This window comes from Sphingopyxis sp. Root1497 (genome assembly GCF_001427085.1).
In the GTDB taxonomy this organism is placed as follows: domain Bacteria; phylum Pseudomonadota; class Alphaproteobacteria; order Sphingomonadales; family Sphingomonadaceae; genus Sphingopyxis.
The window spans coordinates 956,884-981,248 of the sequence record NZ_LMGF01000003.1; the positions used below are offsets into that span (position 1 = coordinate 956,884).

Consider the following 24,365-nt stretch of genomic DNA (forward strand, 5'->3'; position numbering starts at 1 on the left):
CTCGCGGTTTTTTAGCAAGCGTCATCCAAAAGGGAAATGCTGCCGGCCGTTAGGCGGTCGTTGACGCCGGCGGGCTATGGCATCGCCATGACCGGCACCGCCATTCCCAGCTATCGGCGCAGCGCGCGAACCGACTACCGCATGTGGCTGCTGCTCGCCTTCGGCCTCGCCTTTTTCTGGGCGGGGTCGGCGGTCGATCCCGAGGACAATTGCAGCGCGGACGGCCGCGAGTGCGCGCCCTGGCTGGTGCCGCTGGCGCAGGGTTTCGGGGCGCTGGTCGGACTCGGCGCCGCGCTCAACATGCTCGCCAACCCGAACCGTGGCAGCTTCGTCGATCCCGCGACCGGCGATCTTGTCTGGTGGCAGGGACGGGTTGGCGCGTCGGGTGGCGACGAAGGGCGCATCCACCCCTCGCGCATCGGCAAGATCCGCATCGTGCGGCAGGACGAGAGCGATGACGCGGTGTCGCTTTATGATGTCGAGGGCGAACGGTTGTTCTGGTTCGATGCCGAGGTCATTCCCTGGCCTTATGAGCGCTGGGCCGAACGGCTCGCGGGGCAGTGGCCACATATCGTGGTGGAAACAGAGGGCTGACCGGACGTGATCAGGGCCTGACGACAACCAGATCCGAAAAATCGATTGCCATCAACGCGTCGTCATCGTCGTATCGCGTCAGATTCGCATCGGTGTCGAGCCGGTAGATGATCAGCCCCAATTCGCGAAGCGTTCTCAGCATTGCCCGCGCCTTTTCCGCGTCCAGGATCGGGGGCACGAACTCCATCAGCATCTTCAGATTTTTCGACCGCGCCAATATCTCGCGCGCGCCGTCGATGATTTCGGGTTCATGACCCTCGGCGTCCATTTTCATGAAATCGATCCCGGGGCAGCCGTGCATGACCGCGTCGAGCGTGTCGACCGGCACCGCGACTTCATGCGAGGCGCGTCCCGTTTCGCGTTCGGTATGTTCGACAAAGGCCGAGGAGATGTCGCGGATCGTCGAGGTCGCCTCATAGCCCGGAAAGACACGCAGCATCGCCTCGCCCTGACGGTTCGATAGCGCGATGCGATGGCGGCGGGCGATACCGCCAAAACCATTGTTGTGCAGATTGTCGGACATCAGCGCATAGGCGGTCGGATTTGGCTCGAACGCCCAGAGCTGGCCACCCGGCTGCGCGCGCCACGCGCCGAGCACCGAATAAAAACCGGTGTTCGCCCCGACGTCGACGACGACGTCGCCGGGCCGGATCAAGGAAACGAGCAGCCGGCTGTTGTGCGGTTCGACCATCCCGAAGTGGAGGATGTTGGGCGTAACGATCATGTCGCGGGTCGACGCGAGAAAGCTATGCCCGGTCCACAATTGGGTCATCACGATTTCCCGCCCCATATAGACCCCCGACATCGGGTTGGCCTTGGGCGGAAGCGGCCCGAAATCGCTGGCTCCATCGATCAGGTCGGCAAAGGGCCGGGGCGCGGGCGAGCTGGCGTTTTGGGCTTGCATGTCGTTAGCATAACAGCTTGCGACATAGGAAGTCGCGGAAAAATAGTATGAAAATGGCGATACCAAAAGGGCCGCGTTCGCTGGGTGGAATTGCGAAAAGGCAAGGGGGGAAGGCGTTGATGGCCGCCACCATTTGGTATGGCGATGCGGGGTTGGCTCCGGGCCTCCACAGCCGGCGGCATTCCCCCTTGCCCGAATCCCCCGCACCGCCTATATGCGCCCTACTTCTTGACATGGTTAGCCAGTTGGGACGTCGGGGCCGCGGGCCGCGGCGGCTATTCCCGCATGGTTTTCCGCCCAACCGTTTTGAAAGACCCGCTTGGCCGATCTCGACGTCCTCAATGCGATCATCGCCCCCGAAGCCGAAGCACTCGGCCTTGCGCTGGTGCGCGTCGCCTTTTTTGGCGGCGATAGCGATCCGACGCTGCAGGTGATGGCCGAACGGCCGGAGACGCGCCAGCTGACGATCGAGGATTGCGCCGAATTGTCGCGCCGCATCTCGGCCCAGCTCGACGCGCTCGAGGAAGCGGGCAAGGACCCGATCGAGGTGGCGTACCGCCTCGAAGTGTCGTCGCCCGGCATCGACCGGCCGCTGACCCGCCACAGCGACTTCGCCGACTGGGCGGGGCATGAGGCGAAGGTCACGCTCAAGGAAAAATTGAACGGGCGTCAGCGTTTCAACGGGCTGCTCGCCGGGATCGATGGCGATGACCTCGTCACCATCGTCGACAAGGAAGAGGTCGAGTACAAGCTGCCGTTCGATGCGATCGACACGGCAAAGCTCGTCCTCACCGACAAATTGATTGCCGCAACCATCCCGCTGTCGCTCGACGGCGCGGACGAACTGGAAGAAGAAGGACAGGACTGATGGCCACTGCCATTTCCGCCAACCGCGCCGAGCTGCTCGCCATTGCCAATTCTGTGGCCAGCGAGAAGATGATCGACAAGGGCATCGTCATCGAGGCGATCGAGGAAGCGATCCAGCGCGCGGCGCGCGCCCGCTACGGCGCCGAGAACGACATCCGCGCCAAGCTCGACGTCCAGACCGGCGATCTTCGTTTGTGGCGCGTCGTCGAGGTCGTCGAGACCGTCGAGGATTATTTCAAGCAGGTCGACCTCACCGCCGGGCAGAAGCTGCAGAAGGACGCCCAGCTCGGCGACTTCATCGTCGACCCGCTGCCCGCAGTCGACCTTGGCCGCATCGACGCCCAGTCGGCGAAGCAGGTGATCTTCCAGAAGGTCCGCGAAGCCGACCGCGAACGCCAGTATGAAGAGTTTAAGGACCGCGCCAGCGAGCTGATCACCGGCGTCGTCAAATCGGTCGAATTCGGCCACATCGTCGTCAACCTCGGCCGCGCCGAAGGTGTCATCCGCCGCGACCAGCAGATCCCGCGCGAACTGATGCGCGTCGGCGACCGCGTTCGCGCGCTGATCCTGTCGGTGCGCCGCGAAAACCGCGGCCCCCAGATTTTCCTCAGCCGCGCACACCCCGACTTCATGAAAAAGCTGTTCGCGCAGGAAGTGCCCGAAATCTACGACGGCATCATCGAGATCAAGGCCGCCGCCCGCGACCCGGGCTCGCGCGCCAAGATCGGCGTCATCAGCTATGACGGCTCGATCGATCCCGTCGGCGCCTGCGTCGGCATGAAGGGCAGCCGCGTCCAGGCGGTCGTCCAGGAAATGCAGGGCGAAAAGATCGACATCATCCCCTGGTCCGAGGACACCGCGACCTTCGTCGTCAACGCGCTCCAGCCGGCGACGGTGCAGCGCGTCGTGATCGACGAGGACGACGGCCGCATCGAAGTCGTCGTTCCCGACGACCAGCTGTCGCTCGCCATCGGCCGCCGCGGCCAGAATGTCCGTCTCGCCAGCCAGCTGACCGGCAGCCAGATCGACATCATGACCGAGGCCGACGCGAGCGAGAAGCGCCAGCGCGAATTCGTCGAACGCTCGACGATGTTCCAGGAAGAGCTCGACGTCGACGAAACACTCGCGCAGCTGCTCGTCGCCGAAGGCTTCGGCGAACTCGAGGAAGTGGCCTATGTGTCGCTCGACGAGCTGGCGAGCATCGAGGGTTTCGACGACGAACTCGGCCAGGAACTGCAGAGCCGCGCCACCGAAGCGCTTGAGCGCCGCGAAGAGGCCGCGCGCCAGGAACGCCGCGGCCTGGGTGTCGAGGACGATCTCGCCGAAATCCCGCACCTGACCGAAGCGATGCTCGTCGTGCTCGGCAAGGCCGGGATCAAGACGCTCGACGACCTCGCCGACCTTGCGACCGACGAGCTGATCGCCAAGAAGCGTCAGGACAACCGCCGCGGTCCGGCGCGCGAGCGCACCGAGGACAAGGGCGGCGTGCTCGGCGAATATGGCCTGTCCGAAGAGCAGGGCAACGAGATCATCATGGCGGCGCGCGCGCACTGGTTCGAAGACGAACCCGCAACCGGGGAGGCCGCTGATGCGGACCCCGCACAATGATCAACTGAGCGAACCAGACCGCGCTGGTCGGCGCGGCCAGCATGTGCCCGAGCGGCGCTGCGTCATCACCGGTGAGGTTTCGCCGGCGGAGCAACTCGTGCGCCTGGCGCTCGGCCCCGACGGCAGCATCGCGCCCGACGTCCATGGCAAGGCGCCGGGGCGCGGCGCGTGGATCGGCGTCACCCGTGCTGAACTCGAAGCGGCGCAGGCGAAGGGCAAGCTGAAGAGCGGGCTCGCGCGTACGTTGCACGAGGGCCAGTTCACCATCCCCGACGACCTCGGGGCACGCATCGCGGCGCAGCTCGAGCGCGCGACGCTCGACCGGCTGGGGCTCGAATCGCGCTCGGGCACCTTGCTGAGCGGCAATGAAAAGATCGAAACCGCGGCGCGCAAGGGCCAGGTTCGCCTGCTCCTCCATGCCAGCGATGCGGGCGAGGACGGGCGCAAGAAACTGGCGCAGGCGTGGCGGGTCGGCGAGGACGATGAGGGCTCGGGCCGCGAGGGGCGGGTCTTGCCGGTGGACCGCGGCACCCTATCTATGGCATTGGGGCGCGAGAATGCGGTGCATCTGGCGATAACCGATGCCCGCGCCGCGGCGCGTGTGCTTGCGCATTTGAGCCGCTGGCAGTTTTTCACAGGATGGAGTAGGGACGCGGCCAACCGCGATTCCGACCCGCACAACCCGTCGTCCGACGATGGGGCAGAAATTGGGGCGGGGCCAGATGGCACCGCCGCTTCGGACGCGTTTTGAAGGAATGATGGTTTTCGATGAGTGACGAACAGGACAAACCGACCCTTACCCGCAAGCCCCTGGGGCTGAAGCGGACGGTCGAGGCCGGACAGGTGCAGCAGCAATTCAGCCACGGCCGCCGCAATACGGTGGTGGTCGAGGTGAAGCGTCGCCGCGTGCTCGGTCGTCCCGGCGAAGCCGCGCCCGAGCCGGTGGTCGAAGAGGTTCAGGCCGCTCCGGCGCCTGCGCCCGCCCCTGCGCCGGCCCCTGCGCCAGCTCCCCCCGCGCCGAAGCGTGCGAGCGAGAATGACAGCCTGATGTCGCGCCAGGAACGCCAGGCGCAGCTGCTGCGCGAGGCCGAAGAGGCGCGCATGAATTCGCAGGAAGAAACGCGCCGCCGCGAAGAGGCCGCGCGCGTCCGCGCCGCCGAGGAACAAAAGGCCCGCGCCGAAGCGCCGGTGGCCGAACCCGTCGCCGCGCCTGCGGTCGAAGCGGCACCCGCCGTGGAAGCGCCCGTCGCCAAGGCCGAGGAAGCCGAAGCGGCACCGGCACCGGCATCTGCGCCGGCCCCCCGCGCCGCGCCGAGCGCGGCCCCCGCGCCGCGACGCTTCACCCCGGTCGAGGCGCCGAAGCGTCCCGAACCCAAGCGCCCCGAACCCAAGGCGAACCGCGGTGCCGACAATCGGCGCCAGTCGGGCAAACTGACCGTCACCCGCGCGTTGAACGACGACGAGGGCGCGCGCGCCCGCAGCCTTGCGGCGCTGAAGCGCGCCCGCGAAAAGGAAAAGCGTTCGCACACCACCTCGTCGGGTCCGCGCGAGAAGCAGGTCCGCGAAGTCGTCGTGCCCGAAAGCATCACGGTTCAGGATCTCGCCAACCGCATGGCCGAAAAGACCAGCGACCTGGTCAAGGCGCTGTTCAAGATGGGCGTCCCGTCGGCCAGCACCGACACGATCGACCAGGACACCGCCGAACTGCTCGTCACCGAATTCGGGCACGAGATCACGCGCGTCAGCGAAGGCGATATCGACATCCGCCACGACGAGGATGTCGACGATGCCGATCATCTGAAGGCGCGCGCGCCGGTCGTCACGATCATGGGCCATGTCGATCACGGCAAGACGTCGCTGCTCGACGCGCTGCGCGGGGCCAATGTGCAGGCCGGCGAAGCCGGCGGCATCACCCAGCATATCGGCGCCTATCAGGTGAAGACCCCCGACGGCAGCCTGGTGACCTTCCTCGACACTCCGGGTCACGAGGCGTTCACCGAAATGCGCCAGCGCGGCGCCAACGTCACCGACATCGTCATCCTGGTGGTCGCCGCCGACGACGGGCTCAAGCCGCAGTCGATCGAGGCGATCAAGCATGCGAAGGCGGCCGGCGTGCCGATCATCGTCGCGATCAACAAGGTCGACAAGGAAGGCGCCAACCCGCAACGCGTCCGCGAACGCCTGCTCGAACATGAGCTGGTGGTCGAGGAAATGGGCGGCGACGTGCAGAATGTCGAAGTGTCGGCGCTCAAGAAGACCGGCCTCGACAAATTGCTCGAAGCGATCGCGGTGCAGGCCGAGATCATGGAGCTCAAGGCCAATCCCGACCGCGCCGCCGAAGGCACGGTGATCGAGGCCAAGCTCGACAAGGGCCGCGGTCCGGTGGCGACGATTCTCGTTCGCCGCGGCACGCTCAAGGTCGGCGACATCTTCGTCTGCGGCGCCGAAAGCGGCCGCGTTCGCGCGCTGATCGACGACAAGGGGCAGCAAATCAAGACCGCCGGTCCGTCGATGCCGGTCGAGGTGCTCGGCCTCGGCGGTGTGCCGATGGCGGGCGACATCCTCACCGTCGTCGAGAACGAGGCGCGCGCGCGCGAAGTCGCGGCCTATCGCCAGGAACAGGCGACCCGCAAGCGCACCGTTCAGGCACCGGTCAGCCTCGAGGGCATGTTCGAGGCGCTGGCCGACAAGACCAATGTCATCCAGTATCCGGTGGTCATCAAAGGCGATGTGCAGGGCAGCGTCGAGGCGATCGTCAATGCGCTCAACAAGCTGTCGACCGACGAGATCCGCGTTCGCGTGCTCCATTCGGGTGCTGGCGCCATCACCGAAAGCGATGTGACGCTGGCGGCGGCGACCAAGGCGCCGATCATCGGCTTCAACGTCCGTCCGAACGCCAAGGCGCGCGAGATCGCCAAGCGCGAAAAAGTGCGCTTCCTCTATCACGACGTCATCTATCACCTGACGGACGAGATCCGGAAGGAAATGGCGGGCGAGCTGGGTCCGGAGCGGATCGAAACCGTCGTTGGGCGTGCCGAGGTCAAGGACGTCTTCCCAGCCGGCAAGCGCGACAAGGCTGCGGGTCTGCTCGTGCTCGAAGGCGTCATCCGCAAGGGGCTGCACGCACGCCTCACGCGCGCCGACGTCATCGTCTCGGCAACGACCATCGCGTCGCTCCGCCGCTTCAAGGACGACGTCGCCGAAGTGCGCGCCGGTCTGGAATGCGGTGTCGTGCTGTCGGATACCAACGACATCAAGGCCGGCGACAACCTGGAAGTGTTCGAAGTCGAGATGCGCGAACGGACGCTGTAACGGCGAGGTGGCATGGCCGGGGAGGGCGCGGACCAGCAGGACGACGACGCGGCGGGGTGGGAGCGCGAGGCTCTCGGATGCCTCGGCGACGGCTGCTTGTTCGGGTGCCTTCCTCTCGGCGCTGGGCTGAGCGTGGTGTTTGTGGCAGCGGGGCACGGTCTTTGGCAGGCCGTGCATCCCTATTTCCTTGGGTGAGGCTCTCGATATCGCTCGTTACGTCGCCTTGTTCGGCAGCATCAACGTCGGCGGCAACCGGCTGAAGATGGTCGACCTGCGCTCGGCGTTCGAGGCCGAGGGCTTCAGCAATGTCGAGACCGTCGTGGCAAGCGGCAATGTGCTGTTCGACCATGATGCGCGGCCGACGCGCGGGCTTGAGGAAAAGCTTGGCCTGATGGTCGACGATCGCTTCGACATGACGAGCGCGGTGCTCGTGCGCGACCGGGACGAACTGGCGTCGGCGATTTCGGACAATCCGTTCGCGGGCACGAACGAGGACAAGTTCGTCCATACGATGTTCCTGAGCGATCAGCCGACACCGGCGCAGTTCGAGCAGCTGGTCGGCGATCATCTTGGCCGCGGGGGCGAGAAACTGGCGCTCGGCAAGCGCATGCTGTTCCTCGACTATGGCGACGGCGTCGCTGACAGCAAGCTGACCGGCGCCTTCATCGAAAGGCGCTTGGGATGCAAAGGCACCGCGCGTAACATGCGCTCGATCGCGCGGATCGTCGCGAAACTGGACGAAGAGGCAAAGGGTTAGGCGATGAAGACCGAAAAGGACAAAGGCCCCTCGGTCCGCGCGCTGCGCGTCGGCGAACAGGTGCGCCACCTGCTCAGCGAAATCCTCGCGCGCGGCGACGTCCATGACGATGTGCTCACCCGGCATCCGGTGAGCGTCACCGAAGTCCGCATGTCGCCTGACCTGCGCCACGCGACGGTGTTCATCAAATCTTTGCTCGGCAAGGAGGAGGAGGCGGTGCTCAAGGCGCTGCGCACCAACACCGCCTGGCTGCAAAAGAGCGTCGCCGAAAAGATGCGCATGAAATATGCCGCGAAGCTGAAATTCCTGAGCGACGAAAGCTTCGACGAGGCGAGCCACATCGAAAAATTGCTGCGCGATCCCAAGGTGGCGCGGGATTTGGAGGACAGGGACGCCGAATGAGGGCGCGCTGGATCGCCGTGGTGAGCGCGACTCTGATCGCGATCGCTGTGGCTCTCGGCGTGTGGCTGTCCGGCGGCGAGCAAGAATGGCATGTTGCGCGGGGTGCGCTCGATGCCGATTGCAACAACAGCGGCGCCAACCCCGACGGCAGTGTGCAGTTCATGGTCATGTGCCCGCGGTCGGCAACCTCGCCCGATGGGCGCTGGAAGATCGTTCAGACGCCGGCCGCGGGCGGCGAGCGAGAAATCTACGACGTTCGGATCGAGGACGCGAGCGGGCGCATCATTGGTTCGATCCCCACACTCAATGACAGCATGCCGTTCGTGCTGCGATGGTCGCCGCGGCGCGACTGGTTTCTGATCAATCATTGGCTGGGGTCCGGCCTAGAGCAGCCCCGCGTGTTCGAGATTACGCCTTCCGGGGTCGTCGAGCATCGCCGCCATCTCGATGCAGGTCTGGCCCAAGCGCACCGCATTTCTCCGTGCCTTCCCATCGACAAGATGGAGGCATCGGGAAGCGGCATCAAATGGTCGCGCGACGGGCGGCGGCTCGCATGGGCCTATGTGACGCGCCCCGACATGTGCGTCTTTTATGGCGACATGTCGGGACCGATCCCCGCCGACCAGCAATGGACACCGTTCCTGATGATCTCGGATGTCGACACCGGCGCGGTCGTCGCGGATTCGATCCGTCTGCTGCCGGATGACGGCAAATGGGATTTCCCGGCCGATGGCCCCTATGCGGATTTCTGATGCTAAGGGCGCCTACTTGCCCTTCCCCGCCTTGATCCCCGCCGCTTGCTCCAGCTCGACCAGCGCCTCCTCCAGATAGTCGATCATCCGCTGCGCGTGCGGCACGCTGCGGCGGCACGCGGTGATGCCGAAGTCGATATTCTCGAAATTCGACACCTGGGTGATGTTCATCGCCATGCCGTCGACAGGGATGCTCGCGGGGTACATGCCGTCGAGGCGCGCGCCGTTCCAGTACATCTGCTCGCGCGGGCCGGGGACGTTCGAGATCGTCACCGAATAGGCCGGGAATTTGTCGGCGGTGCGGGTCAGCGCGGTGAGCATCATCGGAAAGCTGGTGATCGCGGTATAGAGCTGGATCTGCGACGCGGTCATCGCGCGCAGCTGCGCCTTCGCCGAGTTCATCGATTCCTGGATCGCCGCCATGCGCGTCGCCGGGTCGTCGATATGCGTCGCGAGGTTCGCGGTCACCGACGCGACCGAATTGCCCGAATCGATATCGTCCTTGGGCCGGATCGACACCGGCGCCATGGCTTTCAGCGGCTTGTCGGGCAGCTCGTTCAGCGACTGCAGATATTTGCGCATCGCGCCCGCGCACATGCCGAGCACCGCGTCGTTGATCGTGCCGTCATAGGCCTTGCCGACCCGCCGTACGCGTTCGAGCGACCAGCTCTGCGCGACGAAGCGGCGCGCGCCGGTGATGTTGCGGTTGAAGCTGGTGCGCGGCACGCCCGCGAACGGCGTGACGAGCCCCTCGCCGCCGAGCCCGACCATCGCCGCGACATATTGGTTGAGCGCCTTGGTCACCCCAACGCTGTTGCCCCATTGCTCCTTCAGGAAATCGCCGATCGCGGCGATGTCGGTCAGGCTGGGGCGCGGCGCCTTTTTCGGCTGCGGGAATTTGCGCTTATAGGCTTCATAGGCCTCGACCGAGAGCGGAGAGGCGGTGCGCCGTTCCTTGGGGTCGGGCGACAGCATCGAATTGTAGAAATGGATGCTCGCCGCGCCGTCCATCAGCGCGTGATGGATTTTCTTGAAGGTCGCGATCTGTCGATTGGGCAGGCCCGAGATCAGCGTAATTTCCCACAAAGGCCGCGTGCGGTCGAGCAGCCCCGAATGGAGCCGCGAGGCGAGCTCGAACATCTCGCGATAGCGGCCGGGCTTGGGCAGCGCCGAGGCGCGGACATGGTAATGCATGTCGATGTCGCGGTCGGGTTCAAGCCGGATCGGCCCATATTGGCCGAGCGCGGTCAGCTTCAGGACTTCGCTGAACGGCCGCCGCAGACCTTCGGACTGGCGGAGCAGCGCAAGCTGTTCGTTCAGCCAGTCGGTCTCGTCGACATCGTCGGGTAGGGTGTAAAGGTTGATGCCGCCGATATGCATCGGCATCTCCCGGCTTTCCCCCACCAGAAACATCGCATCGCTGATCGGCATCAGGCGCATCGGCAGCTCTCCCCACTGTATGTGCTGCGTTTATTGTGCGCAGCATGGCAGGGGGGGCGGCCGAGTCAAGCGGGCGGTCCATGCCAGTTAGTTGACAACGTCAAGTAAATGGCGCATCGAAGCGCCATGCCATCGGTCAACCTTCCCCAGCCGGACGATCAGGCGCAGGCACCCGACGCCGCCACGGCCGCCCTGCGCCGTTTCAACCGCTTCTACACGCGCTTCGCCGGGGTGCTCGGCCCCGGCTATATGGGCAGCGAGCTGTCGCTGATCGAGGCGCGCATCCTCTATGAAATCGCCACGGGGCAGCCGGTCGTCTCGAAGCGGATCGTCGAGACGCTGTCGGTCGACCCCGGCTATCTCAGCCGCATATTGCGCCGATTTGCCCAACAGGGCTGGATCGCGCGGACGCGCGGTGCCGACGCGCGCGAGCATCCGATCCGGCTGACCGCCGCGGGCGAGGCGCTGTTTTCGGACCTCGATCGCACCACTGCCGCGTCGACATCGGCAACGCTCGCGCATCTGTCGCGCGACGAGCAGGCCGGGCTTGCCGAGCGACTGGCATGGATCGAGGCACGGCTGGCGGGTACGCCGCTGCCGCCGCCGACGGTCCGCCTGTGGCGACCGGGCGACATGGGGCTGATCACCGCGCAACAGGCGGTCTATTATCGCCACGCCTATGGATGGGGCGATGCGATGGAGGTGCTGGTCGGTGAGATCACGAGCCGCTTCGTTCGCGATTTTCAGGCCGGCCGCGAACAATGCTGGGTCGCCGAACGGCATGGCGAACTGCTCGGCAGCGTCTTCCTCGTCGCCGAGTCGGACAGCGTGGCGCGGCTGCGCCTGCTCTATGTCGACGCCGCGGCGCGGGGCCATGGTCTCGGCCGCGATCTCGTCGGGCGCTGCATCGCTTTCGCGCGCGGCGCGGGCTATGCCGAACTGGTGCTCTGGACGCACACGGTCCTCGCACCGGCGCGCGCCATCTATGCGGATCTTGGTTTCGTCATCGAAAAGGTCGAGACCCACGACGAATTCGGCAAGCCCGAACAGAGCGAGCATTGGCGTCTCGCGCTTTAGATCCTGACAACTGGTACAAGGCCGGCGCCCGCGCTATTGGGCGCCATGGCCAAGCTCTATTTCTACTATGCCAGCATGAACGCCGGCAAATCGACGACGCTGTTGCAAGCGGATTTCAACTATCGCGAGCGCGGCATGGAAACGATGCTGTGGACCGCGGCGCTCGACGACCGGTACGGCGCGGGGCAGGTGACGAGCCGCATCGGCTTGATGGCCGAGGCGCATAAATTCGATCCAGACAGCGACATCGCCGCCGCGGTGCTGTCCGAGAACCGCCAGCGTCCGCTCGCCTGCGTTCTTGTCGACGAGGCGCAATTCCTGACCAAGGCGCAGGTGTTCCAGCTCGCGACGCTCGCCGACGAGGCCAATATCCCGATCCTCTGCTACGGCCTGCGCACCGATTTTTCGGCCGAGCTCTTCCCCGGGTCTGCCGCCCTGCTCGGCATTGCCGACGCGCTCGTCGAGCTGAAGGCGGTGTGCGAATGCGGGCGCAAGGCGACGATGAACCTGCGCGTCGATGAGGCGGGCCGCGCGGTGGTCGCGGGCGCGCAGACCGAGATCGGCGGCAACGACCGCTATGTCGCGATGTGCCGACGCCATTTCATGGCGAAACGGCGCGAGGCCGCGGCGGCGCTGACCGATGCTTGACCGCCTCTATGTCGAACTCGCCGACGGCGACCTCAAACTCGTAAAGCTGGCCGAGGCGCATCGCGACGCGCTGCGCATAGCGTGCGCCGCCGATGCCGATATCTGGCCGATCTATTCGTCGAGCTTCGGCCCCGGGCATTTCGACGCGAGCTTCGATACGCTGATCGGCAAGGGCGGCCGCATGCCCTATGCGATCTTCGACGGCGACAGGCTCATCGGCATGACCGCCTGGCTGCGCCCCGATATGTCCGCGCAGACGGTCGAGGTCGGCAACTCCTATATCCATCCGGATGCGCGCGGCACCGGCTTCAACGGGCGGGTGAAGCAGTTGATGCTCGACCATGCCTTCGCGGTCGGCATCCGCCGCATCGAGTTCCGCATCGACGAGCGCAACACGCGCAGCCAGGCCGCGGTCGCGAAACTGGGCTGCACCAAGGAGGGCACGCTGCGCTCGGAACGCATCACCTGGACCGGATATGTGCGCGACACCGCGCTCTGGTCGCTGCTCGCGGATGAGTGGGTGGCGCGCTAGGGTCAGCACCGGTTCAGACTCGACCTGGTAGGGGGATGCCATCATGAAACAGAAACTCGCACTCTCCCTGGCCGCCTTGCTGCTCCCCCTTTCGGCAGCGGCGGCCGCCGAGCCCGCGTCGCCGCGCGAAATCGGCGTCGAGGCCAGCATCGCCTTTCCTGCTTATGGCACCGTCCGCAATTTCGAGGCTGACGGCGACGACGGCATCTGGATCGAGGACCAGCGCCGCGACTGGTATTATGCCAAGCTCACCGGCTATTGCCCCGATTTGGATTTCGTTCAGGCGATCGCGATCGACACGCACGGCACCGCACGGCTCGACAAGTTCGGCGCGATCATCGTCAACGGCCAGCGCTGCGCTTTCACCTCCTTCGTCACCGCCGAAAAGCCGCTGCTGCGCAAGCAGCGGTTGAAGCTGGCCAAGGAAGCGAAGGCCGCCGCGAAAGCCGCCGAGTCAAATTGACGCTGGCGGCGCCGCGCCATAGAGCGCGGCGATGAACGGCTGGATCATCCTCGACAAACCCCTGGGGCTCGGCTCGACGCAGGCGGTCGGCGCGGTCAAGCGCGTGTGCCGCGAGGCGGGGCTGGGCAAGGTCAAGGTCGGCCATGGCGGGACGCTCGACCCGCTCGCGACCGGGGTGCTGCCGATCGCGCTCGGCGAGGCGACCAAGCTGTGCGGGCGGATGCTCGACGCGAGCAAGATCTACGACTTCACGATCCGCTTCGGCGTCCAGACCGACGGGCTCGATGCCGAGGGCGAAGTCGTCGCGACGAGCGACGTGCGGCCGACGCTGGCCGACATCGCGGCGGTGTTACCGCGCTTCACCGGGCCGATCGAACAGGTGCCGCCAGCGTACAGCGCGATCAAGATCGACGGCCAGCGGGCGTATGACCTGGCGCGCAAGGGCGAAGCGGTCGAGATGAAGGCGCGGGGCGTTACGATCTATTCCCTTCGTCATGCCGGACTTGATCCGGCATCCATTGCGGCGACGGAAGCATGGACCCCGGATCAAGTCCGGGGTGACGATGACGGGGGAGCGCGGCTTAAAGAAATCACCCTCACCGCGCATGTCTCCAAGGGCACCTATATCCGCAGCCTCGCGCGCGATATCGCGCATGCGGTCGGCACCGTCGGCCACGTCACCATGCTCCGCCGCACCAGGGCCGGACCGTTCGATCTGGAACAGGCGATTTCGCTGGACAAATTGAACGCGTTCGGCCAAGGCGCCGCCCAATCAGAAGTCATTCTGCCGCTTGAGGCAGGGCTGGTCGACATCCCGGCTCTGAACCTTTCCCCGGAAGCGGCAGGGGCGATCCGTCAGGGTCGTGTCTGGACCGGGGTAGCTACGGACGACGGGCTCTATTGGGGACGCGACGACGACAATCGTCCGATCGCCCTGATCGAGGCTTTGGCGGGAACGCTGAAGGTCGTGCGCGGCTTCAATCTTTAAGCCATGATGTTCGAGGAACAGATATATGTCGATTACCGCCGAGCGTAAAACCGAAGTCATCAACGACAATGCCCGCACCAAGGGCGATACCGGGTCGCCGGAAGTCCAGGTCGCGATCCTGACCGACCGCATCAACAACCTGACCGGTCACTTCAAGGCGAACCACAAGGACAATCACAGCCGCCGCGGGCTGCTGATGATGGTCAACAAGCGCCGCAGCCTCCTCGACTATCTGAAGAAGAAGGACGAGGCCCGCTATCAGGCGATCATCGCCAAGCTCGGCTTGCGTAAATAAGAGTTTCTGGCGGCCCCGGATTTCCGGGGCCGCTGTCATATTGGCTGTCCGCAAAAATGCGCGACGCCACTGGGCCGCTCCCGCATCCGGCGGGACCGCCATTGGGGCATAAAAGCGCCCCGCACCGCCCCGGGCCGGATTGCCCGGAACAGAGGCCCCGCCCGGCATAGGGCCCGGCGGGCAAAGGAAATCACATGTTTGACGTGAAAAAAGTATCGATCGAGTGGGGCGGTGAAACGCTGACCCTCGAAACGGGCAAGGTTGCCCGTCAGGCCGACGGCGCGGTTGTCGCGACGCTTGGCGAAACCGTCGTCCTGTGCGCGGTCACCGCTGCCAAGACGGTCAAGGAAGGGCAGGATTTCTTCCCGCTCACCGTCCATTATCAAGAAAAATATTCGGGCGCGGGCCGCATTCCCGGCGGCTTCTTCAAGCGCGAACGCGGTGCGACCGAAAAGGAAACTTTGGTTTCGCGTTTGACCGATCGTCCGATTCGTCCGCTGTTCCCCGAAGGTTTCTATAACGAGATCAACGTCATTGCCCAGGTTCTGAGCTATGACGGCCACAACGAGCCCGACATCCTCGCGATGGTCGCCGCGTCGGCCGCGCTCACCATTTCGGGCGTGCCCTTCATGGGCCCGATCGGCGCCGCGCGCGTCGGTTATGTCGATGGCGAATATATTCTGAACCCGACCGACGAACAGGTTGCCGCCGGCGATCTCGACCTCGTCGTCGCCGCCACCTACGACGCGGTGATGATGGTCGAATCCGAAGCCAATGAGCTGTCGGAAGAGATCATGCTCGGCGCCGTCCTGTTCGCGCACGACGCGTGCAAGGAGGTCGTCAAGGCGATCGTCAAGCTCGCCGAACAGGCTGCCAAGGATCCCTGGGACATGGCCGAGCAGGCCGACCTGTCGGCCGCCAAGGACAAGCTGAAGAAGCTGATAGGCAAGGATATTGCCGCCGCTTACAAGCTGACCGACAAATCGGCCCGTTCGAACGCGCTCAACGAAGCGCGCGCCGCCGCCAAGGCCGCTTTCGCCGACGCCGCGCCGCAGGACCAGATGGCCGCCGGCAAGCTGATGAAGAAGCTCGAAGCCGAGATCGTTCGCGGTGCCATCCTCAAGGACGGCAAGCGCATCGATGGCCGCACCACCACGCAGATCCGTCCCATCCTCGCCGAAACGCACTTCCTGCCCCGCGCGCATGGTTCGGCGCTGTTCACCCGTGGTGAAACGCAGACGATCGCGACCTGCACCCTGGGCACCAAGGAAAGCGAGCAGATGATCGACGGGCTCAACGGCCTGTCCTACTCGAACTTCATGCTGCACTATAACTTCCCGCCCTATTCGGTCGGCGAAGTCGGTCGTTTCGGGGCGCCCAGCCGCCGCGACATCGGCCATGGCAAGCTCGCCTGGCGCGCGCTGCACGCGGTGCTGCCGACGAAGGACGAGTTCCCCTACACGATCCGCATCACCAGCGACATCACCGAGTCGAACGGCTCGTCGTCGATGGCGTCGGTGTGTGGTGGTTCACTCGCGATGATGGACGCCGGCGTGCCGATCAAGCGCCCCGTCTCGGGCATCGCGATGGGCCTGATCCTCGAAGGCAAGGATTATGCGATCCTGTCGGACATCCTCGGCGACGAAGATCATCTCGGCGACATGGACTTCAAGGTCGCGGGCACGTCCGAAGGCATCACCACGATGCAGATGGACATCAAGATCGCGGGCATCACCCGCGACATCTTCGAGGCCGCGCTGAACCAGGCCAAGGAAGGCCGCGCGCACATCCTCGGTGAAATGGCCAAGGCGCTCGGCGAAACCCGCAGCGAACTGTCGGCGCACGCCCCGCGCATCGAAACGATGCAGATCGACAAGTCGAAGATCCGCGACATCATCGGCACCGGCGGCAAGGTGATCCGCGAGATCGTCGCGACCACCGGCGCCAAGGTCGACATCGACGACGAAGGCCTGATCAAGATCTCGTCGAGCGACCTCGACCAGATCGAGGCGGCCCGCAAGTGGATCAGCGGCATCGTCGAGGAAGCCGAAGTCGGCAAGATCTATGACGGCAAGGTCGTCAATCTCGTCGATTTCGGGGCGTTCGTGAATTTCATGGGCGGCAAGGACGGTCTCGTCCACGTCAGCGAAATCGCCAACGAGCGCGTCGAGAAGGTCTCGGACGTCCTCAGTGAAGGCCAGGAAGTCAAGGTCAAGGTCCTCGAGATCGACCAGCGCGGCAAGGTTCGCCTGTCGATGCGCGTTGTCGATCAGGAAACCGGCGCCGAGCTCGAAGACACCCGCCCGGCGCGCGAACCCCGCGAGCCCCGCGGCGATCGTGGTCCGCGCCGTGACGGCGGCGACCGTGGCGATCGCGGCCCGCGCCGCGACGGTGGCGGCGGTCGCGACCGCGGCCCGCGCCGCGACGGCGGCGGCGAAGGTCGCAGCGATCGGGGCCCGCGCCGCGAACGCAGCGAAGGTCCGGAAGATCAGGGTCATGTGCCCGACTTCCTGAAGGACTAAGCTCTTCGGAACAGGAACAAGGAAAGGGGCCGCGAGAGCGGCCCCTTTTTCTTGCCGGTCGCGTCGGTTCGCAGCGCCGATCGTCAGGTGCAATATACATCCTGCATCGCTTCGATCAGCACCACGAGTTCCTGCGCTACGGGCAGGGCGCGGGGCTCCTCGGCGACATCGGTGGCCTTGGCCAGATTGCCGCGTACCTGTTTCAGCTCCTTGCACTCGCTCTTCTTGGCGCTGCGGGTCGTGCTATTGTCCTTCAGGTGGCTGAACAGGCTGCGATAAACGCGGCACACACCGATCAACTGCTGGCCCCAATAGGGGAATTGGAATCCCTGGCCGATCACCGTGCCCGTCACCCCGTCGCAAGCGCCATCGAGCTGCCCGGGGTTCACCGCACCGATCGCCGCGACGATGCGTTCGCCGCGGTCGGCCCAATTGCGCCACCCCGCCGCCTTGTCGGCCGCGGAGGCCAGCACGGGCGATCCCGCCAGGACCAGTATCGCGGCCATTCGCATCGTCGAACGCAGAACCCCAAGCATCATTGCGCAAACTCCCTCAAAAGATGGCGCCCGCTTGTCATTGTTCCGCTTGGCAGAATTGTAGGTTCCCGACAGCTGGGGCGCGCTCGCGCGATGCTGGTGCGCTTGGCCTTTCAATCGCCGAAGCGGCGAACGCCGGCAGCTTGCCCCACCCGGCGGCCTGTGCAATAGGCGCCGCCCCTCGCGACATCTCCGACCCCGCACAGGATAGATCATGGACAGCAATATGGCCGCGACCGCGCTCGGCCTCGATTTCGGCACGACCAACACCGTCGTCGCGCTCGCCGACGGGCAGGGTGGTTCGCGGCTCGTCGATTTTGCGGGCGAGGAAGCGACCGGCCCCGTGTTCCGCTCGGCGCTCTGTTTCTGGGAGGAAGAGCGCGCCTGGCAGGGGATCGCGAGCGAGGCGGGGCCGTGGGCGATCGCCGAATATCTCCAGTCGCCGCTCGACAGCCGCTTCGTCCAGTCGTTCAAGAGCGTCGCGGCGAGCCCGCTGTTCGAGCGTGCGCTGATCTGGGGCAAGCCCTTTCGTTTCGAGGATATGGGGCGGCTCTTCCTCCAGCGGCTCGTCGCCCATGCCGGCGGCGCGCTCGACCAGCGCCCGCGCCGCGTCATCGTCGGCCGCCCGGTCGAATATGCCGGTGCCCGGGCCGACCCCGCGCTCGCGCGCCAGCGCTACGACGCGATGCTCGCCGAGTTCGGGGTCGAACTTTTCTACGTCCACGAACCGCTTGGCGCCGCGCACAGCTATGCGTCGCGGCTGACCGAACCCGCGACGATCCTCGTCGCCGACTTCGGCGGCGGCACCACCGACTTTTCGATCGTCCGCATCGCGGAGCCGGGCGCGCCGCGGCGCTGTGTGCCGCTCGCCTCGTCGGGGGTCGCGATCGCCGGCGACCGGTTCGACCGCCATATCGTCGACCGGCTGGTGCTGCCTCTGCTCGGCAAGGGCAGCCATTATCGTTCGTTCGACAAGATTCTCGACATCCCCGGCGGTTATTTCTCCGACTTTGCCGACTGGTCGCGGCTCGCGCTGATGCGCAACCGCCGCACGATCGACGAACTGCGCCGCCTGCAGCGCGACGCGCTCGAACCCGACCGGATCGAACGGATGATCGCGCTGATCGAGCATGAGCAGGGCTTTCCGCTCTACGACGCCGTGGGCCGGGTCAAGCGCGCGCTGTCGAGCGCGGAGGAGGCCGAGTTTCATTTCGCGGGCGGCGGGGTCGATATCACCGCCGCGATCCGCCGCGCCGATTTCGAAAGCTGGATCGCGGGCGACCTCCGCAGCATCGAAGCCGCGATGGATAGCGCGCTTGCCAAGGCGGGCGTCGAACCCGCCGCCGTCGATCGCATCTTTCTCACCGGGGGCTCGTCGCTGATCCCCGCGATCCGCGCGATCTTCGACCGCCGCTTCGGCGCCGAGCGCATCGCGACCGGCGGCGAACTGACTTCCATCGCGCACGGCCTCGCGCTGATCGGTGACGAGACCGACCCGGCCGAATGGGCTGCCTGACGCGCTTATTGCGCCGGCGCGGCCACCCCGAGTTCGGTTTTCAGGAACGCGACGATCTTCGGCCAGCTGTCCGCGCGCGCCGCGGCATTGCCCTCCTTGGACCCGCCCATCTGGCTCCAGTTCGCACGTGCGGCGTCGTCCGTGAACGGCGCCCCCATCACGCCGTGCCCGGCATCCTTGTAGCGCAGCACGACGGTCGGCGGTCCGCCCGCCTTCGCCGCGCGCGCGACGATCTGGTCGGTCATCGGGCAGCTCGGCCATAATTTCTCGGCCTCGCCGCAGACCAGCATCAGCTTGCCCTTGAAATTCTCGACCGGGATGATCGCGGCGGGATTCTTGTCGAGGTCCTTGAGGCCGTTCTCGAACACCGGCATCAGTCCGCGCGCATCGGGCTGGCCCTTATAGGCAAGGTGGGGGAGGGGTTTGCCGTTGGCGCTCCACGATGAACTGAACGAGCCGAGCAGATAATTCTCGCCCGACATCCCGTCCCACACGACGCTCGACGGCATGCCGAGCACCGCGGCGCGGATGCCCGGGGTGCGCGCCGCGACGAGCAGGCCCGCCTCGGCACCCTTCGAATAGCCGACGATGCCCAGCCGCGACGCATCGACCCCGGGCTGTTTCTTGAGCCAGTCGAGACCGCGCGTGAAATCCTCGAGCGGGATATTCTTGAGCTTCGCGGGCTTGCCCGGCGCGTTGTGATAGGCAAGCTGGAGCGTGCTGAAGCCTTGGGCCTGAAGCAGCAACGCCGCTGCCTGCATGTCCTTGCCCAGCCCGCCCTCGGACCCGCCGAGCAACAGGATCGCGGGGTGCGGAGCCGCCCCGGCGGCGGGATAATAGTTGGCGAAGATGCCGTTCGCATTGATCCGCTGTCCGGTCGCACCGGCGTCGGCGATCTTGGCGGGCGACGGTGCGCGGGTGAGCATATAGGCGAAACCGCCGCCGCCGACCACGACCAGGGCGCCGACGACGGCCGAAATGATCTTCCATTTGCGCTTCATCATCGACCCTTATCCGTTGCTCCATCGTCGATATGGATCGGCGGCACGGATAGCCAGAAGAAAAGGGGCCGCACGCGGCGGCCCCGTTCCGATCTCGCGAAGGCGGGGATCAGCGCGCGAAGCGCTCGGCATAAGCGGTGCGCAACTGGGCCCAATTGTCCCAATGCGGTTTCGCCGCCGTGCCGCGCAGCTTTGCCTCGAGCACGTCGACATGCGCGTGCCAGCCGGCGCTGACGTTGAGCAACACCGCCGGGTCCTCGACGCGCTTGTGGACCAAAGTCAGCAGCACCTCGTCGCCCTTTTCGGAGAGGGTGAAGGTCACCCCGCCGGTGCTGCCCCAGCTGATGACCAGCTTGCGCGGCGGGTCGATCTCGATCACCTCGCACGTCATGCTGTGCTCGGCGCCCATGCCTTCGGGCCGCTCGCCCGGCGGATCGGTCAGCTCGTCGTTGCGCCAGGTCAGCGTCACCGGCGCGCCGACCTTTTCCTCCATAGCGCCCGCCGCAAGCCATTGGCGGCGCAGCGCGCCATCGATGATATAGGACCAGACGCGCTCGATCGGACCGGGCAGGACGCGCACGATCGTCAGCGTCGCGGGTTCGGTGAGCACGCCATAGGGGGCGTCGGCAAGCATGTCGGTCATCGTCAGTCTCCTTCTTTCCCGGGGAGGGGTTTCTTCGGCGGGGGCGGGGCGGCATCTTCGGCGCGCAGCAGCGCTTCCAAAGTATCGAGCTGGCTGGTCCAGAAGCGGCGATAGATGCCGAGCCACTGGTCGGCACTCATCAGCGGCGCCGGATCGAGGCTGCACATATGCGTCCGCCCGCGCACCTCGCGGCAGATTAGCCCTGCGGCTTCGAGCACCTTGATATGCTTCGACGCCGCGGCGAGCGACATGGCGAAGGGTTCGGCGAGTTCGCCGACCGAGCGCTCGCCCGCGGCGAGTTCGCCCAGCATCGCGCGCCGCGTCGCGTCGCCGAGCGCGTGAAAGATCGTGTCGAGAGTCTGCGAATCATGTTCAACCATGTGGTTAAATATGATTCGCAGATCCCAATTGTCAACCTGTTGGTTGAATATAGAATGGTATGGCCTTCAGCCGAGCGGTGCCACGGCGCGCGGTCGCCGGTCGGGGCCCATCGCGACAAACGCGAAATTGGCCTCGGTGACCTTGTTCGCTTCGTCGGAATGGCGGTCGCGCGCCCAGGCTTCGACCGCGACCTGCATCGAGGTGCGCCCGACCTTGAGCAGCCGGGCATAGACCGACACCTCATCGCCGACGAAGACGGGGCGGTGGAAGGTCATGCCCTCCACCGCGATCGTCACCGCCCGGCCGCGCGCATGGTGCGACGCGACCGAGGAGGCGGCGAGATCCATCTGCGCCATCAGCCAGCCGCCGAAGATATCGCCATAGACATTGGCGTTGGCGGGCATCGCGGTGACGCGGACCGCAGGGGAACCATCAGGCTGCATCATAGGCCCCCTTGACGCGCAGCCGCTGCGCCGCGGCGACCATCGCGATGAGGGCGGGGCGCACCTCGTCCCATTTGCGCGTCTTGAGCCCGCAATCGGGGTTCACCCAGATCTGCTCGGCGGGCAGCCGCTGGCTCGCGAGTTTCAGCAATTGCGTCATCTCGCCCTCGGCGGGGGTGCGCGGCGAATGGATGTCATAGACACCCGGGCCGATCTCGTTCGGATAGGCGTAGTCGGCGAAGACGTCGAGCAGCTCCATCTGCGAGCGCGCGGTCTCGATCGAGATGACGTCGGCGTCCATCGCGCCGATCGACGCGATGATGTCGTTGAACTCCGAATAGCACATATGGGTATGGATCTGGGTGTCGTCGGCGACCCCCGACGCCGACAGCCGGAACGCCTCGACCGCCCAGTCGAGATAGGCCTGCCATTCGCCGCGGCGCAGCGGCAGGCCTTCGCGAAGCGCTGCTTCGTCGATCTGGATCACCGCCGCGCCTGCGCGCTCGAGGTCGAGCACCTCGTCGCGGATCGCGAGCGCGATCTGGCGGCAGCTCACCGCGCGCGGCTGGTCGTCGCGCACGAACGACCAGTTCAGGATCGTCACCGGACCGGTCAGCATGCCCTTCATCGGCCGGTCGGTCTGGTCCTGCGCATAGCGCCACCATTCGACCGTCATCGGCGCCGGGCGCGACACATCGCCATAAAGGATCGGCGGCCGCACGCAGCGCGAGCCATAGCTTTGCACCCAGCCACTCTGGGTGAAGGCGAATCCCGCCAGCTGCTCGCCGAAATATTGCACCATGTCGTTGCGCTCGAATTCGCCATGGACCAGCACGTCGATCCCGATTTCCTCCTGCCACTTGATCGCGGCGCGCGTTTCGACGCGCAGATATTGGGCATAGGCGGCATCGTCGATCTCGCCCTTGCTATGCGCCGATCGCGCCTTGCGAACCTCGGGGGTCTGGGGAAAGGAGCCGATCGTCGTCGTCGGAAAGGCGGGCAGGGCGAGCCGGTCGCGCTGCAACGCGCGGCGGTCGGCGAAGGGCGAGCGGCGCTCGACCATCGCCGCGTCGATCGCCGCCATGCGTTCCTGTACCGCCGGGTCGTGGATGCGCGGCGAACTGCGGCGCGTCCCGGCGGCGGCACGCGCAGCGGCAAGCGCGTCGGCCACTGTGTCCTCGCCTTCGTTGAGCGCTCGGGCGATCGTCGCCAGCTCGCCGACCTTCTGCACCGCAAAGGCCAGCCATTGCGCGATTTCGGGATCGAGCCGCTTTTCGAGCGCGAGGTCCACGGGCGTATGGAGCAGCGAGCAGGACGGCGCGACGACGATATCGCGCGTCGCGGCGATCGGCGCGATGCGCGCCAGGATCGTATCGAGATCGGCGCGCCAGATATTGCGTCCGTCGATCACCCCCAGCGACAGCAGCATCGCCTTCGGCACGCGGGCGCAGATCGCGCCGAGCTGTTCGGGCGCGCGGACGAGGTCGATGTGCACGCCGTCGACCGGCAGTCCCGCGACGAGCCCGAGATTCTCGCCGAGGCCGCCGAAATAGGTGGTGAGCATCAGCTTGACCCCGGTGCCCGCCAGCCGCGCATAGGCGTCGGCGAAGGCGGCATGTTGCGCATGGTCGAGGTCGAGGACGAGGCAGGGTTCGTCGACCTGGACCCAGTCGGCGCCGGCATCGGCAAGCGCGGTCAGGATTTCCGCATAGACGGGGAGCAGGGCGGGGAGCAGCGACAGCGGTTCGACCCCGCGCCCTTTCGCCAGCATCAGGTAACTGACCGGACCCAGCAGCACCGGGCGGGTGTGATAGCCGAGCGCCTTGGCCTCGCGAAACTCATCGACCAGCCGTGTCGACGACAGGCGAAAGACCTGCCCCGCTTCGAGTTCGGGCACCATATAATGATAGTTGGTGTCGAACCATTTGGTCATTTCCTGCGCGGTCGCGTCGAGGCTGTGGGTGCAGCCTTGATGGCCGGCGCCGCCCTGCGTGCCGCGCGCCATCGCGAAATAGGTGTTCAGCCCGACCGCGGCGCCGTCCCATCGGTATCGCGCCGGAATGGCGCCGACCATCGCCGAGGTGTCGAGCACATGGTCATAGAGCGAGAAATCGCCCGAGGGCAGGATATCGGCGCCGAGCGCGCGCTGGCGCGCCCAGGTCGCGGCGCGCAGCGCGGCGGCGCCTTCGCGCAATTCCTCTTCGTCCTTCTTGCCCGCCCAATAGCCTTCGAGCAGGAATTTCAGTTCGCGGCGCGGGCCGATGCGGGGGAAACCGAGCGTGGCGACGGTGATGGCCATGTCTTCAAACCTTGCGTTGGGCAAGGGACGGGCCGGACCACAAGCAACGGCCGATGCGTCCGGCAGGACAAGCCCGGGCGCAGCCATGCATGCGACCAGACCGGACACCCCGCCGGAGGACGTTATCTGACGAGGCAGGTCTCCTGGCTCACGGATCGACGCGGGGGTCTGGCCTTCCCGGTTCCTTGCCGAACCAGTGACACGTATCGACCACCGCTCACCGCTTACAGTTGCGGGGGCAGCGCCGGCCTTGCCCCGAAAGGCGCACCGGCTTCCCGTCTTAGCCCCATGTCCTGCCGGACGCGGGGAACCTCGACCAGCCTAGAATAGCTCCGACCGGCGAGCTGTCAATACGCATATAAAGATTTCTTTATATGTTGATCCG

At 65.9% G+C, this 24,365-nt stretch carries 24 protein-coding genes and 1 riboswitch; of the genes, 16 read left to right on the forward strand and 8 right to left on the reverse strand.

What is annotated here, in order from left to right; genetic code table 11:
- Nucleotides 1-87: 87 nt before the first annotated feature.
- Nucleotides 88-594, forward strand: coding sequence for a hypothetical protein (locus ASD67_RS07935; protein ID WP_156377612.1), 507 nt, complete (start codon nt 88-90; stop codon nt 592-594).
- A gap of 10 nt (nt 595-604) precedes the next feature.
- Here ASD67_RS07935 and ASD67_RS07940 read toward each other — a convergent pair whose 3' ends face one another.
- Complete coding sequence (locus ASD67_RS07940) at nt 605-1,498, reverse strand: FkbM family methyltransferase (protein WP_056345717.1); 894 nt, start codon at nt 1,496-1,498, stop codon at nt 605-607.
- Between the two features lie 319 nt (nt 1,499-1,817).
- Here ASD67_RS07940 and rimP point away from each other — a divergent pair, with 319 nt between their 5' ends.
- From rimP to ASD67_RS07980, 7 genes are all read left to right on the forward strand, one after another.
- Nucleotides 1,818-2,366 (forward strand): ribosome maturation protein RimP, encoded by a 549-nt coding sequence (rimP, locus tag ASD67_RS07945; protein ID WP_056345720.1) that lies wholly within the window; start codon nt 1,818-1,820, stop codon nt 2,364-2,366.
- Nucleotides 2,366-3,973 carry a transcription termination factor NusA gene (gene nusA / locus ASD67_RS07950; RefSeq protein WP_056345723.1) on the forward strand — a complete coding sequence of 536 codons (1,608 nt, stop codon included), beginning with the start codon at nt 2,366-2,368 and terminating at the stop codon, nt 3,971-3,973. Before rimP ends, nusA begins: the two co-directional genes overlap by 1 nt.
- Entirely contained in the window at nt 3,954-4,724 is a 771-nt protein-coding gene (locus tag ASD67_RS07955; RefSeq protein WP_056345727.1) for a DUF448 domain-containing protein, read from the forward strand. Before nusA ends, ASD67_RS07955 begins: the two co-directional genes overlap by 20 nt.
- Nucleotides 4,725-4,741: 17 nt before the next feature.
- Complete coding sequence (gene infB, locus ASD67_RS07960) at nt 4,742-7,285, forward strand: translation initiation factor IF-2 (RefSeq protein ID WP_056345729.1); 2,544 nt, start codon at nt 4,742-4,744, stop codon at nt 7,283-7,285.
- Between the two features lie 187 nt (nt 7,286-7,472).
- A complete protein-coding gene (locus tag ASD67_RS07970; protein ID WP_268798305.1) occupies nt 7,473-8,042 on the forward strand; it encodes a DUF1697 domain-containing protein in 570 nt (189 codons plus the stop codon).
- Nucleotides 8,043-8,045: 3 nt separating this feature from the next.
- Nucleotides 8,046-8,444 carry a 30S ribosome-binding factor RbfA gene (gene rbfA, locus ASD67_RS07975; RefSeq protein WP_056345737.1) on the forward strand — a complete coding sequence of 133 codons (399 nt, stop codon included), beginning with the start codon at nt 8,046-8,048 and terminating at the stop codon, nt 8,442-8,444.
- Nucleotides 8,441-9,196: a hypothetical protein gene (locus ASD67_RS07980; RefSeq protein WP_056345739.1), complete on the forward strand. Its 756-nt coding sequence runs from the start codon at nt 8,441-8,443 to the stop codon at nt 9,194-9,196. The genes rbfA and ASD67_RS07980 overlap by 4 nt, the downstream gene beginning before the upstream one ends.
- A gap of 12 nt (nt 9,197-9,208) precedes the next feature.
- On the opposite strand, the gene ASD67_RS07985 is transcribed toward ASD67_RS07980, so the two are convergent.
- Entirely contained in the window at nt 9,209-10,636 is a 1,428-nt protein-coding gene (locus ASD67_RS07985; protein WP_056345741.1) for a WS/DGAT/MGAT family O-acyltransferase, read from the reverse strand.
- A 126-nt stretch (nt 10,637-10,762) separates the two neighbouring features.
- Here ASD67_RS07985 and ASD67_RS07990 point away from each other — a divergent pair, with 126 nt between their 5' ends.
- The 7 genes from ASD67_RS07990 to pnp all read left to right on the forward strand — a co-directional run bounded on the left by ASD67_RS07990 (nt 10,763) and on the right by pnp (nt 17,161).
- Nucleotides 10,763-11,713, forward strand: a complete 951-nt coding sequence (locus ASD67_RS07990; RefSeq protein ID WP_056345743.1) for a bifunctional helix-turn-helix transcriptional regulator/GNAT family N-acetyltransferase — start codon at nt 10,763-10,765, stop codon at nt 11,711-11,713.
- A 45-nt stretch (nt 11,714-11,758) separates the two neighbouring features.
- A complete protein-coding gene (locus ASD67_RS07995) occupies nt 11,759-12,361 on the forward strand; it encodes a thymidine kinase (protein WP_056345745.1) in 603 nt (200 codons plus the stop codon).
- Nucleotides 12,354-12,893 (forward strand): GNAT family N-acetyltransferase, encoded by a 540-nt coding sequence (locus ASD67_RS08000; protein WP_056345747.1) that lies wholly within the window; start codon nt 12,354-12,356, stop codon nt 12,891-12,893. Before ASD67_RS07995 ends, ASD67_RS08000 begins: the two co-directional genes overlap by 8 nt.
- A gap of 43 nt (nt 12,894-12,936) precedes the next feature.
- Nucleotides 12,937-13,356 (forward strand): DUF6491 family protein, encoded by a 420-nt coding sequence (locus tag ASD67_RS08005; protein ID WP_235535606.1) that lies wholly within the window; start codon nt 12,937-12,939, stop codon nt 13,354-13,356.
- Between the two features lie 31 nt (nt 13,357-13,387).
- Nucleotides 13,388-14,344 (forward strand): tRNA pseudouridine(55) synthase TruB, encoded by a 957-nt coding sequence (truB, locus tag ASD67_RS08010; RefSeq protein WP_056345751.1) that lies wholly within the window; start codon nt 13,388-13,390, stop codon nt 14,342-14,344.
- Nucleotides 14,345-14,369: 25 nt separating this feature from the next.
- Nucleotides 14,370-14,639, forward strand: coding sequence for a 30S ribosomal protein S15 (gene rpsO / locus ASD67_RS08015; protein WP_056345752.1), 270 nt, complete (start codon nt 14,370-14,372; stop codon nt 14,637-14,639).
- Nucleotides 14,640-14,833: 194 nt separating this feature from the next.
- Nucleotides 14,834-17,161 carry a polyribonucleotide nucleotidyltransferase gene (pnp, locus tag ASD67_RS08020; RefSeq protein ID WP_056345754.1) on the forward strand — a complete coding sequence of 776 codons (2,328 nt, stop codon included), beginning with the start codon at nt 14,834-14,836 and terminating at the stop codon, nt 17,159-17,161.
- 83 nt (nt 17,162-17,244) lie between these two features.
- Here pnp and ASD67_RS08025 read toward each other — a convergent pair whose 3' ends face one another.
- Nucleotides 17,245-17,700 (reverse strand): hypothetical protein, encoded by a 456-nt coding sequence (locus ASD67_RS08025; protein ID WP_056345756.1) that lies wholly within the window; start codon nt 17,698-17,700, stop codon nt 17,245-17,247.
- A gap of 211 nt (nt 17,701-17,911) precedes the next feature.
- Between ASD67_RS08025 and ASD67_RS08030 the strand changes: the two genes are divergently transcribed.
- On the forward strand, nt 17,912-19,213 hold the full coding sequence (locus ASD67_RS08030) for an Hsp70 family protein (RefSeq protein WP_082544908.1): 1,302 nt from the start codon (nt 17,912-17,914) through the stop codon (nt 19,211-19,213).
- Between the two features lie 5 nt (nt 19,214-19,218).
- Here the strand turns inward: ASD67_RS08030 and ASD67_RS08035 are convergent, their stop codons facing one another.
- From ASD67_RS08035 to metE, 5 genes are all read right to left on the reverse strand, one after another.
- Complete coding sequence (locus ASD67_RS08035; RefSeq protein WP_056345758.1) at nt 19,219-20,217, reverse strand: acyl-CoA thioester hydrolase/BAAT C-terminal domain-containing protein; 999 nt, start codon at nt 20,215-20,217, stop codon at nt 19,219-19,221.
- 106 nt (nt 20,218-20,323) lie between these two features.
- Entirely contained in the window at nt 20,324-20,857 is a 534-nt protein-coding gene (locus ASD67_RS08040) for an SRPBCC family protein (RefSeq protein ID WP_056345761.1), read from the reverse strand.
- A gap of 2 nt (nt 20,858-20,859) precedes the next feature.
- Entirely contained in the window at nt 20,860-21,237 is a 378-nt protein-coding gene (locus ASD67_RS08045) for an ArsR/SmtB family transcription factor (RefSeq protein WP_056345763.1), read from the reverse strand.
- Nucleotides 21,238-21,303: 66 nt separating this feature from the next.
- Complete coding sequence (locus ASD67_RS08050) at nt 21,304-21,681, reverse strand: acyl-CoA thioesterase (RefSeq protein ID WP_056345765.1); 378 nt, start codon at nt 21,679-21,681, stop codon at nt 21,304-21,306.
- Nucleotides 21,671-23,980, reverse strand: a complete 2,310-nt coding sequence (metE, locus tag ASD67_RS08055; RefSeq protein ID WP_056345767.1) for a 5-methyltetrahydropteroyltriglutamate--homocysteine S-methyltransferase — start codon at nt 23,978-23,980, stop codon at nt 21,671-21,673. Before metE ends, ASD67_RS08050 begins: the two co-directional genes overlap by 11 nt.
- Before the next feature lie 116 nt (nt 23,981-24,096).
- A riboswitch (cobalamin riboswitch) is annotated at nt 24,097-24,310 on the reverse strand.
- Between the last annotated feature and the right edge of the window lie 55 nt (nt 24,311-24,365).